Here is an 11,644-nt window from a genome sequence, read left to right on the forward strand (position 1 = left end):
ACGGCAACAAGAAGGCCGCCTACACCTCAGTCCTCAACGCGCTGAACTCCGCCACCCCGACCACCTCCGCCCCGACCACCCGCCCGCCGACCAGCGCGCCGGTCACCACGGGCGGCAGCGGCTGGACCAACTGCAGCGGCGGCTATGTCGGCCTGACCTATGACGACGGTCCGAACCCGAGCAACACCAACTCGCTCATCAACGCGCTGCAGCAGCAGGGCATCAGGGCGACGATGTTCCTCGTCGGCCAGAACGCCCAGAACAACCCGTCGCTGGTGACGGCGCTGCGCAACGCCGGGCACTGGATCGCCAACCACAGCTGGACGCACCCGCACCTGATCAACATGAGTCAGTCGGCCATCCAGTCTGAGTTGCAGCAGACGCAGAACGTGCTGACCCAGCTGACCGGCACGACGCCGCGACTGTTCCGGCCGCCGTACGGCGAGACCAACGCCACCCTCAAGGCGGTCGAGCAGCAGCTCGGCCTCACCGAGATCATCTGGGACGTGGACTCGCAGGACTGGAACGGCGCCAGCACGACGCAGATCGTGCAGGCCGCGTCGAACCTGCAGAACGGCCAGATCATCCTGATGCACGACCAGTACGCCACGACGGTCGGCGCGATCCCGCAGATCGCGCAGAACCTGCGTAGCCGCAACATGTGCCCGGGCATGATCTCGCCGTCGACCGGTCGGGCCGTGGCGCCCGACGTGGTCATCCCGACCAGCGCGCAGCCCACGACGGCGGGTCCGACCACCGCGGGTCCGACCACCGCGGGTCCGACCACCGCGGGTCCGACCACGGCCGGTCCGACGACCGCGGGTCCGACGACGGCTGGCCCCACCACGGGCGGCCCGGTGGGCGCCTGCTCCGCGACCTACACGCAGGTCAACTCCTGGCCGGGCGGCTTCCAGGGCGAGGTGACCGTCCGGGCGGGCAACGCGGCGCTCAACGGCTGGACCGTGACGCTGACCTTCAGCAACGGCCAGACGCTGACCCAGGTCTGGAACGGCGTCGCGAACGGCACCTCATCGCCGGTGACGGTACGCAACGCCTCGTACAACGGGAGCGTCGGTGCCAACGGCTCGACCACGTTCGGCTTCCTCGGCACGTGGAACGGCGCCAACTCGGCCCCGACAGCGACCTGCACCAGCCCGTAAGGGCAATAGAAGAGCCTCGTGCGGAGGGGCAACGGCCCGGCAGCCACGCTGGCTGCCGGGCCGTTCTGTGTCAGCTGAGCGGGACTAGTTGATCGTCTGGGTGTAGCTGTTGTCCGTGAACGCGGCCGAGCCGTTCGTCCCGCTGATCTCGAAGCCGAACTGCACCTCGCCGACGTTCACGTCACCCCACCAGCCCTGGGTACGCAGCCAGTTGAGGATGGCCCGGACGTCGACGGTGCCGGAGTTGGTGTTGCTGGTCCGCAGGAACGAGAACACCGCGTTGGCGCCGTTGCTGCCCCGGTAGACGTTCCACGTGTGCCCGCCCAAACTCAGGTTGCGGAACGCGGGCACGGCCCCGTTCGCGTCGTACGACTCCGCGATCGGGCCCACGGCGCCGTTGTAGTTCATCCACAACATCACCTCGTACGCCCAGTTGTTGGCCCAGATGTCGTACGTGGTGGCGTAGTTGCCGCTGCCCGGCACACTCACGTTGAACGAACTCGTCAAGGTGTTGATCGAGCTGAGGGTCTTGTTGACCGAACCGCGCACGGTGTGCGGGTAGGACTTCACGCCCGAGGTCATCGGGTGGTTGGCGATGACGCCCCAGTTCGTGGGCGTGCGCGCCCAGATGGTCTGGCTGCCCGCGCCGGAGCCCCAGATGTTGTTGTAGACCGTGTACCCGTCGCTCTGCCAGTTATCCCACTGCCCGGAGGCGACCCAGACGGCGTCCGACGGGACGCCGGTCGTGCCCGTGGTCGGCGGCCGGGTCGTGGCCGGCGGCCGCGTCGTGGTGGCGGGCCGGGTGGTGGGCGCGGCGGATGAGCCCGACACGCCGCCCGTGCAGGCGGTGCCGTTGAGGGTGAAGCTCGTCGGCGCGGGGTTGGCGCTGTTGTTCCACGAGCCGTTGAAGCCGAACGACGCGCTCGCGTTGGTGGCGAGCGAGCCGTTGTAGTCCACGTTGCGCGCGGTGACCTGCGCGCCGTTCTGGGTGACGGTGGCGTTCCACGCCTGCGTCACCGTCTGGCCGGACGAGTACGACCAGACGAGGGTCCAGGAGGAGAGTGGGTCGCCGAGGTTGGTGATGGAGACATTGGCGCCGAACCCGCCGGGCCACTGCGAGGCGACCGCGTACGAGACGCGGCAGCCGGCGGCGGCGGAGGCGGGCAGGGCCGCGAGGACGCCGGCCCCGGTGGCGAGCGTGAGGGCCGCCGCCCCGGCCACCAGGGCAGGAGTACGTCTTGGCATGGCTGTGACCTTCCACGAATGGTTGCCGGGGGCGCACGGCTCGTCGGTGGACAGGGGCCAGCAGGAACCGGGAGGAGGACGGTCCGGACAACCGCGATCGAAGTTTGTCGTATCGATAAACTTAAGACTCGCCGGTGATGGGGTCAACAGGGGTCCGATGTGGCCCTAGTCCGCCCGCTTGGGCCGGGCGCGCACGTGGATGCGCTCGCCCTGCGGGCCGAACAGGTTGAGCAGCTCGGCCGGCTCCGGTCCGGGGTTGGAGACGCAGTGCGGCACGCGGGTGTCGAACTCGGCGACCTCACCCGGGCCCAGCATCAGGTCGTGCTCGCCGAGCTGCAGCCGTACCCGCCCGGACAGGACGTACATCCACTCGTACCCCTCGTGGGTCTGCAGCTCGGCGGGGGCGCGCGGCGGCATGATCTGCTTGTACGCCTGGACGCCGCCCGGCCGGCGGGTCAGCGGCAGGAACGTGGCCCCGTGCCGGGTGATGGGCCGGGAGTGCACGCGCGGGTCGCCCGTGTCCGGCGCGTCGACCAACTCGTCCAGGGTCACCTGGTATGCCTGGGCGAGCGGCAGCAGCAGCTCCAGCGTCGGCTTGCGCTGGCCGGACTCCAGCCGGGACAGGGTGCTGACGGAGATGCCGGTCGTCTCGGCGAGCTGGGCGAGCGTGATGTCGCGCTCCTGGCGCAGCGCGCGCAGGTGGGAGCCGACCTGGGACATTGCCATACCGGCAACAATACTTGCCGATACTGGCCGGGGCGAGGCACGGTGAACAGCATGAACGAGACCTATGACGTGGTGGTGGTCGGCGGCGGCGCGGCCGGGCTCAGCGGCGCGGTCGCGCTCGCGCGCTCCCGCCGGTCGGTCCTGGTGATCGACGATGGAAAACCGCGCAACGCCCCGGCCGGGCACATGCACAACTTCCTGACCCGCGACAACACGCCGCCCGCCGACCTGCTGGCCGCCGGCCGCGACGAGCTGGCCCACTACGGCGGCGAGCTGGTCGACGGCCGCGTCGCCGCCGTCGCCGGGCGGGCCGACGACTTCGTCGTCACCCTGGCCGACGGCCGCGCCGTGCGGGCCCGGCGGCTGCTCGTCGCGACCGGGCTCGTCGACGAGTTGCCGGACATCCCCGGCCTCGCCGACCGGTGGGGCCGCGACGTGCTGCACTGCCCGTACTGCCACGGGTGGGAGACCCGCGACCAGCGGGTGGGCGTCATCGCGTCCGTGCACCAGGCGCACCTGTGGCGGCAGCTGACCCCGCACGTCCTGCTGTTCCTGCACGGAGGGCCGGCGCCTGACGCGGCGACCGCCGAGGCGCTGGCCGCCCGCGCGATCCCGGTGGTGCGCGAGCGGATCGGGTCCCTGCTCGTCGACTCGGACAAGCTTTCCGGGGTACGCCTCGACAGCGGCGCGGTCGTCGAGCTGGACGCGCTCGTCGTGGCCCCCCGGTTCGTGGCGCGTTCCCAGGTGTTCGCCGACCTCGGGCTCGAACCGGCCGACCTGGTGGTCGACGGTCGCGTCTACGGCAGCCGCATCCCGGCCGAGGCCATGGGTGCCACCGCCGTGCCCGGGGTGTGGGTGGCCGGCAACGTCACCGACCTGGCCGCCACCGTCATCGCCTCGGCCGCGTCGGGAGTGGCCGCCGGCGCCGCGATCAACGCCGACCTGGTGGCCGCCGACACGCGGGCCGCGGTGGATGAGTACCGGCACCAGGTGCACACCATGTTCGAGCGGGAGGCCTGGGAGGAGCGCTACCGCGCCAAGCCGACCATCTGGAGCGGCAACCCGAACTCACAGCTCGTCGCGGAGGCCGCCGACCTGGCGCCCGGCCGGGCCCTCGACGTGGGCTGCGGCGAGGGCGCCGACGCCGTCTGGCTCGCCAGGCGCGGCTGGCGGGTGACCGCGGTCGACATCTCCTCAACGGCGCTGGAGCGGGCCGCCGCCCACGCGTCGGAGGCCGGCGTCGACACGATCGAGTTCGTCGAGGCGGACCTGCGCGTGACGCCGCCCGAGCCGGCGTCCTACGACCTCGTCACCGCCCAGTACATGCACCTGCCACCGCAGGCACGCGCGGAGCTGTACGCGCGCCTCGCCGAGGCCGTGGCGCCCGGCGGCACGCTGCTCATCGTCGGGCATGACCCGTCCGACCTGCACACGACCGCCCACCGGGCGCACTTCCCCGACATGATGTTCACGGCCGGCGACGTGGCCGGCGCGCTCGACCCGGCCGCGTGGGAGATCGTGGTGGCCGAGTACCGGCCGCGTACGGTCACCGACGCCGAGGGCCGCGACATCACCATCGGTGACGCGGTCATGGTGGCCCGCCGCCGCTGACCGTCACGGCGCGGCCGCGGACCGGAAGCGCCGCCGGTACTCCGACGGCGACACCCCGAGCGCGTCGATGAACGTGCGGCGCAGCGTCTCGGCCGTGCCGAAGCCGCAGTCGACGGCCACCTTCTCCACGGTGAGGTCGGACTCGGCCAGCCGCCGCTTGGCCGCCTCCAGGCGCAACGTCTGCAGGTAGCGGGCCGGCGTCTGGCCGATCTCGGCCTGGAACACCCGGGAGAAGTGGCGCGGGCTCATCCGCGACCGGGCGGCCATCGTCTTCACGGTCAGCTGCTGGTCGAGGTTGTCGCCGAGCCACAGTTGCAGGTCGCGGATGGGCGCCCGGTCGGCGGTCTGGGCGGCGAGGTGGGCGCTGAACTGTGCCTGGCTGCCGGGGCGGCGCAGGAACATGACGAGCCAGCGGGCGATGTGCGCGGCGGCCCGGCCGCCGAGATCGTCCTCGACGAGCGCGAGCGACAGGTCGATGCCGGAGGTGACGCCTGCCGAGGTGTAGACGTTGCCGTCCTGGATGTAGATCGGGTCGGCGTCCACGGCGACGTCGGGGTAGAGCCGCGCGAATTCGCGGGCGGCCGCCCAGTGGGTGGTGGCCCGGCGCCCGCCGAGCAGCCCGGCCTGGGCGAGCAGGAACGACCCGGTGCAGACGGCGGCGACGCGCTCGGCGGCCGGGGCGCGCTCGCGCAGCCAGTGGATCAGGGCCTGGTCGCCGAGGGGATAGGTGGCGGTCGCGCCGCCCGCGACGATCAGCGTGTGCACCTGCCGGGGTACGTCGGCCAGCGCGGCGTCCGGGGTCACCCGCAGGCCGGAGTCCGTGCGCAGCGGCTCGGCGGTCGGTCCCGCGACCATGATCCGGTAGCCCCGGTCCGGCAGCCCTGTGTGGTCGATGAGGCGCTGGGCGCCCGCGAAGACATCGAGCGGACCGCACAGGTCGAGGCTCTGCACCCCCGGATAGGCGACGAGGACGATCAGGCGGGGCTCCACAGTGCACAGTGTCGCGGGCGGCCCGTCCCACAGGCCAGGCCATGATTCCCACGACTGCGGCCACGGTCGTTACGGAGCCCGCCGCCCGCCGTTATCGTCGGCTCACTCAGAGCAATGATCATCGATGGATGGCCGCGTCCTTGCCGTCCATCCGTCCGCGAAAGGGAGAGATCTTGCCAGGACAGTGGCATGGCCGGCGGCTCGTCGCCGCGGCGATGGCGGTGGCGCTCACCGCCGCCGGGGTCGGCGTGGGCGTCCCCGCCCACGCCGACCCGGTCGAACAGATACCGGACGGAAATTTCGACGACGGCGTCGGCGAGTGGTGGTCCACCGGCAACTCGCCGCTGAGCATCGTGAACGGCGAGGCCTGCGTGCCCGTACCCGGCGGGCTCGTCAACCCGTGGGACTCCATCGTGGGGCGCGACCACCTCAACCTCACGGCGGGCGAGGACTACCGGCTCACCTTCACCGCCCACTCCACCGTGCCGCTTAAGCCGCGCATCCTGGTGCAGAACGCCACGACGTACCTTGAGTCGCTGGGTGCCCGGCCCGAGGAGCCGATCGGGGCGACCCCCACGGCGTACGAGTTCTTCTTCACCGCGCAGGAGACCAACCCGTCCGGGCAGTTCGCCTTCCAGCTCGGCGGCGACGACGAGGACGCCACCTTCTGTTTCGACAACGTCTCCCTCGTCGGTGGCGTCGTCAAACCGCCGTACGTGCCGGACACCGGGCCGCGCGTGCGCGTGAACCAGGTCGGGTACCTGCCGCACGGGCCCAAGAACGCCACCCTGGTCACGGACCGGCCGGCGGGGATCGCGTTCGAGCTACGCGACGCCAAGGGCAAGGTCGTCCACCGGGGCCGCAGCAAGCCGGCCGGCGTGGACGCGTCGTCCGGCGTGGCCACCCACACGATCAGCTTCAGCGCGTACACCAAGGCCGGGACCGGGTTCACCCTCGTCGCGGACGGGGAGACCAGCCACCCGTTCGACATCTCCCCGGCCGCCTACGACAAGCTGCGCGCTGACACGCTGTCGGCGTTCTACCCGCAGCGCAGCGGCATCGAGATCAAGGACAGCGTCGCGCCCGGGTACGCCCGGCCGGCCGGGCACGTCGGGGTCGCGCCCAACAAGGGCGACCTGAGCGTCGCGTGCCTGCCCGGCACGTGCGACTACGCGCTCGACGTGACCGGGGGCTGGTACGACGCCGGTGACTTCGGCAAGTACGTCGTCAACGGCGGCATCGCCGCGTACCAGCTGATGAGCGCCTTCGAGCGGACCAAGACCGCGCGCAGCGCCCAGGCGGACAAGCTCGGCGACGGCACCGTACGGCTGCCGGAGCGCGGCAACGGCGTGCCCGACATCCTCGACGAGGCCCGGTGGGAGCTGGACTTCATCCTCAAGATGCAGGTCCCCGACGGCAAGCCGCTGGCCGGCATGGCGCACCACAAGATGCACGACGAATCGTGGGCCGGCTACCCGATGCTGCCGTCGGCCGGCGACAAGACGCGCTACCTGCACCCGCCGTCGACGGCCGCCACGCTCAACCTGGCCGCCACGGCCGCCCAGGCGGCGCGTCTGTACGCCCCGTACGACAAGGCGTTCGCGACCCGCGCGCTGCGCGCCGCCCGCAAGGCGTACGACGCGGCACTGGCCAATCCCGCCCTGTACGCGCCGGGCGGCGGCGACGCGGGCGGCGGCCCGTACGACGACACGAACGTCACCGACGAGTTCTACTGGGCGGCCGCCGAGCTGTACCTCACCACCGGCGAGAAGCGGTTCGCGGACGCGGTGCGCGCCTCGCCGCTGCACGCGGCCGACGTGTGGGTGGCGACCGGCTTCGACTGGCAGCAGCGGGCGCAGCTCGCGCGGCTGGAACTGGCGACCGTGCCGAACGCGCTGCCCGACCGGGACCGGGTACGTAGGTCCGTCGTCGACGGGGCGCGCAGGTACCTGGCCAACGTGACCGCGAGCCCGTGGTCGCTGGCGTACGCCCCGCCCGGCAACGCCTTCGACTGGGGCTCCAACGGCCTGGTCCTCAACAACCTGCAGGTGATCGCGACCGCGTACGACCTGACGAACGACATGAAGTTCCGCGACGCCGTCCTCTCGGGCATGGACTACCTGCTCGGCCGCAACGCGCTGAACCGGTCGTACATCACCGGGTACGGCGAGGTCGACACGCACCGGCAGTACCACCGCTGGTTCGCGAACTCGATCGACGACGACCTGCCGCCGCCACCGCCCGGCAGCATCGGCGGCGGGCCGAACTCGTACGCCTCGACGTGGGACTCGACCGCGGCCGACAAGCTGGCCGGCTGCGAGTCGCGGCCGCAGTGGTGCAGCATCGACGACGCCCAGTCGTACGCGACCAACGAGATCGCGATCAACTGGATGTCGACGCTGGCCTGGGCGGCGAGCTTCGTCGCCGACCAGGACAACGGCGAGGCGGCGCCCCGGGCGAACGCCTGCCACGTGCACTACACGGCCCTGCCCTCGGGCACCGGGTTCGTCGCCGCCGTCGAGGTGCGCAACACCGGCCCGGCCACGCTGAAGGGCTGGGAGCTGACGTTCGCGTTCGTCGGCGGCCAGCGGGTCGAGGCCGCGCAGGGCGCCAGGGCGAGCCAGGCGGGGGCCACGGTGACTCTCGCCGGCGGCGACCAACTCAAGCCCGGCAAGTCACTCCTGATCGGGCTGCGCGGCACGAGCGCGGGCGGCGCCAACCCGGCGCCGGAACTGTTCCGGCTCAACGGTTCGGCCTGTTCGTAAGCACGTGAGGCTGGGCGCGGCGAAGCGCCCAGCCTCACCCGGTCCGATTATCGGCCTCCGCCCGCGTGGTCGCCGGCAGAGGCCGATAATCGGGTGATGGGTACCTATTCGGTCGGATATTTCGTCGGCAGCCTGTCGTCGACCTCCATCAACCGGGAGCTGTCGAAGGTGCTCCTGCGCGTGGCACCGGACGACCTGACGTTCCATGAGATCCCGATCGGCAACCTGCCGCTCTACAGCCCCGACTACGACGCGGACTATCCGCGGTCGGGCCTCGACCTGAAGGACGCGATCGGCCGGTCGCAGGCGATCCTGTTCGTCACGCCCGAGTACAACCGGTCCATTCCGGGTGCGCTCAAGAACGCGATCGACTGGGCGTCGCGGCCGTGGGGGCGCAACTCGTTCGACCACATGCCCACCGCGATGATCGGTGCGTCCACGGGGGAGATCCGCACGGCGCTGGCGCAGCAGAGCCTGCGGGCCGTCCTCAGCTTCTGCAACGCGCGGCAGATGACCTCGCCGGAGGCGTACATCAGGTACACCCCGGAGCTGTTCCCGGGCGACGGCGCCGTCACGAACAAGGGGACCGAGGACTTCCTCGCGGCCTTCATGAACGATTTTCGCGACTACATCGTGCGGGTACTGACCGTGCTGCCGCGGTAACTGTCGATCTACTGTGCACAGCCGGACGCCAACGGCGTCGGACGGTGGTGCGCAGCCTGTTCCGAGCGGCCCGGCGACGACGGTCAGCTGGCGGAGACCTCTCGTACCGGGTTCGAGGAGCGCTCCGCGCGGGTAGTGGCCGTCTCATGGTCTACGTCAACCAGGGCGGCGCCTACGAGCGCGACCGGCGCTACCTCACCAGCCGCATCACCACGGACGGCAAGGACGGGTACCCGGTCGAGCCCGACCGGTACCGGCTCGTCGTGAGCCGCGCCTGCCCGTGGGCGAACCGGGCGATCATCGTGCGCCGGCTGCTCGGCCTGGAGGACGTGATCTCCATGGGTGTCGCCGGCCCCACCCACGACGAGCGCAGCTGGACCTTCGACCTCGACCCGGACGGCCGCGACCCCGTGCTCGGCATCACGCATCTGCGCGACGCCTATGAGGCCCGCGTCCCGGGGTACGAGCGGGGGATCACCGTGCCCGCCATCGTGGACGTGCCCACCGGCCAGGTGGTCACGAACGACTTCCCGCAGATCACCCTCGACCTGAGCACGCAGTGGTGGGCGTACCACCGGCCGGGCGCGCCCGACCTGTACCCCGACGCGCTGCGCGGCGAGATCGACGAGGTGAACCAGCGGGTCTACACCGAGGTCAACAACGGCGTGTACCGGTGCGGCTTCGCGGGCGCGCAGGAGGCCTACGAGGAGTCCTACGACCGGCTGTTCACCGCGCTGGACTGGCTGTCGGAGCGGCTTTCCCGGCAGCGCTACCTGGTCGGCGACACCATCACCGAGGCGGACGTGCGGCTGTTCACGACGCTCGTCCGGTTCGACGCCGTCTACCACGGGCACTTCAAGTGCAACCGGAGCAAGCTCACCGAGATGCCGGTGCTCTGGGCGTACGCCCGGGACCTGTTCACGACGCCCGGCTTCGGCGACACGATCGACTTCGACCACATCAAGCGGCACTACTACGTCGTGCACCGCGACATCAACCCGACCGGGATCGTGCCGGCCGGGCCGGCACTGGACGGCTGGCTGACCCCGCACGGCCGCGAGGAGCTGGGCGGGCGCCCGTTCGGCGACGGCACGCCGCCCCCGCCGCCGCCCGCCGGCGAGGCCGTCCCGCCGCTGGCCGAGCAGGGCCGTTGACGCGGACCGGGGGTGCCGGCTGACGCCGACACCCCCGACCGTTGTGCGTGAGCGCTACGCGCAGGAGGCCGTAGGCGTGTTGTTGTTGCCGTTCTTGTAGAGCGTGATGCCGAAGCTGTTGCCAGCCCCGTTGGGCGTCGCGGTGAGCGTGCCCGAGGTGCCGGAGACGTTGGCGTTCCAGCTGTTCTGCAGGCTCTGGCCGCTGCCCAGGTTGATCCGGACGGTCCACGAGCTGCTGCCGCTGACCGACAGGGTCACGTTGAAGCGGTCGTTCCAGTCCTCGGCGCGGGTGACGCTGACGGAGCAGCTGCTGCCGCCGCCCGACGAGGTGGTCGGCGTGGTGCCGCCCCCGCCCGCGTTGCTGGGCGCCACGGCCCGGCCCGTGCTGGACGAGATGTGCCCGGTGCAGAGGTTGCGGTTGCGCAGGTCCTGCAGGATGTTCGGCAGGGCCTGCTGCGTCGCGGCCGGCCAGTCGTGCATGAGGATGATCTGGCCGTTGGTCAGGCGGCTGGCCGCCTGCCGGATCGCGTCGGCGCTGGCGTTGTTCCAGTCGTTCGAGTCGACATCCCAGATGATCTCGCGGAGGCCGAGGGACGACTCGACGTTGCGGAGCGTCTGGTTGCTCTCGCCGTACGGCGGGCGGAACAGCGTCGGGGTGACGCCGGCCGTCTGCTGGATGGCCTGCTGGGTCCGGGAGAGCTGCGACTGGATGTCGGACTGGCTCATGTTGATCAGGTGCGGGTGGTCCCAGCTGTGGTTGCCGATCTGCAGGCCGGCGTTCTTGTAGGCCTGCATGAGCGACGGGTTGTTCTGGGCGTTCTGGCCGGTCGGGAAGACCGTCGCGGTCGCGTTGTTGGACCGCAGGGTGTTGACGAGCTGGTTGGTCGTGCCCGTGTTCGGCCCGTCGTCGAAGGTCAGGGCGACGTAGCCGGCCGAGCAGCTGGACCCGCCACCGCCGCCGCCACTGCTCGTGGTCGTCGGTGCGGAGGTCGTGGGCGTCGTGCCCCCACCGCCTGAGCTGTTGCAGGTGGCCGTGGGCGTGTTGTTGTTGCCGTTCTTGTAGAGGGTGATGCCGAAGGTGTTGCCGGAGCCGTTCGGGGTCGCGGTGAGCGTCCCGGAGGAGCCGGTCACGTTGGCGTTCCAGCTGTTCTGCAGGCTCTGGCCGCTGCCCAGGTTGATCCCGACGGTCCAGCTGTTGCTGCCGCTGACGGCGAGGTTCACGTTGAACCGGTCCGACCACTCGTCGGCGCGCGTGACGCTCACGGTGCAGCCGCTGCTGCCGCCGGTGTTGCCGCCGCCGCCGCTGCTGGTGGTGGGGGTGGTGCCGCCG

At 71.2% G+C, this 11,644-nt stretch carries 9 protein-coding genes; 5 read left to right on the forward strand and 4 right to left on the reverse strand.

The features are described 5' to 3' along the window. On the forward strand, positions 1–1,160 hold a 1,160-nt coding region (locus ABD191_RS28000; protein WP_344088663.1), incomplete at its 5' end, for a polysaccharide deacetylase family protein. 84 nt (positions 1,161–1,244) lie between these two features. Here the strand turns inward: ABD191_RS28000 and ABD191_RS28005 are convergent. Further along, a complete protein-coding gene (locus ABD191_RS28005) occupies positions 1,245–2,405 on the reverse strand; it encodes a glycoside hydrolase family 12 protein (RefSeq protein ID WP_344088666.1) in 1,161 nt (386 codons plus the stop codon). A 165-nt stretch (positions 2,406–2,570) separates the two neighbouring features. Beyond that, positions 2,571–3,131 carry a helix-turn-helix domain-containing protein gene (locus tag ABD191_RS28010; protein WP_344088669.1) on the reverse strand — a complete coding sequence of 187 codons (561 nt, stop codon included), beginning with the start codon at positions 3,129–3,131 and terminating at the stop codon, positions 2,571–2,573. 51 nt (positions 3,132–3,182) lie between these two features. On the opposite strand from ABD191_RS28010, the gene ABD191_RS28015 reads away from it, so the two are divergent. Further along, on the forward strand, positions 3,183–4,742 hold the full coding sequence (locus ABD191_RS28015; protein ID WP_344088672.1) for a methyltransferase domain-containing protein: 1,560 nt from the start codon (positions 3,183–3,185) through the stop codon (positions 4,740–4,742). A 3-nt stretch (positions 4,743–4,745) separates the two neighbouring features. Here ABD191_RS28015 and ABD191_RS28020 read toward each other — a convergent pair whose 3' ends face one another. Next, complete coding sequence (locus tag ABD191_RS28020; protein ID WP_344088675.1) at positions 4,746–5,732, reverse strand: GlxA family transcriptional regulator; 987 nt, start codon at positions 5,730–5,732, stop codon at positions 4,746–4,748. 173 nt (positions 5,733–5,905) lie between these two features. Here ABD191_RS28020 and ABD191_RS28025 point away from each other — a divergent pair, with 173 nt between their 5' ends. The 3 genes from ABD191_RS28025 to ABD191_RS28035 all read left to right on the forward strand — a co-directional run bounded on the left by ABD191_RS28025 (position 5,906) and on the right by ABD191_RS28035 (position 10,314). Beyond that, on the forward strand, positions 5,906–8,497 hold the full coding sequence (locus ABD191_RS28025; RefSeq protein ID WP_344088678.1) for a glycoside hydrolase family 9 protein: 2,592 nt from the start codon (positions 5,906–5,908) through the stop codon (positions 8,495–8,497). 96 nt (positions 8,498–8,593) lie between these two features. Further along, the gene (locus ABD191_RS28030) at positions 8,594–9,160 is read left to right on the forward strand and encodes an NADPH-dependent FMN reductase (RefSeq protein WP_344088680.1); all 567 of its coding nucleotides are present in this window, start codon (positions 8,594–8,596) and stop codon (positions 9,158–9,160) included. Positions 9,161–9,306: 146 nt separating this feature from the next. Then, positions 9,307–10,314: a glutathione S-transferase family protein gene (locus ABD191_RS28035; protein WP_344088683.1), complete on the forward strand. Its 1,008-nt coding sequence runs from the start codon at positions 9,307–9,309 to the stop codon at positions 10,312–10,314. A gap of 54 nt (positions 10,315–10,368) precedes the next feature. Here ABD191_RS28035 and ABD191_RS28040 read toward each other — a convergent pair. Continuing rightward, positions 10,369–11,644, reverse strand: a 1,276-nt coding sequence (locus tag ABD191_RS28040) for a polysaccharide deacetylase family protein (RefSeq protein ID WP_344088686.1), incomplete at its 5' end; no start/stop codon positions are given.

Source organism: Luedemannella helvata (assembly GCF_039528415.1).
Classification (GTDB): Bacteria; Actinomycetota; Actinomycetes; order Mycobacteriales; family Micromonosporaceae; genus Luedemannella; species Luedemannella helvata.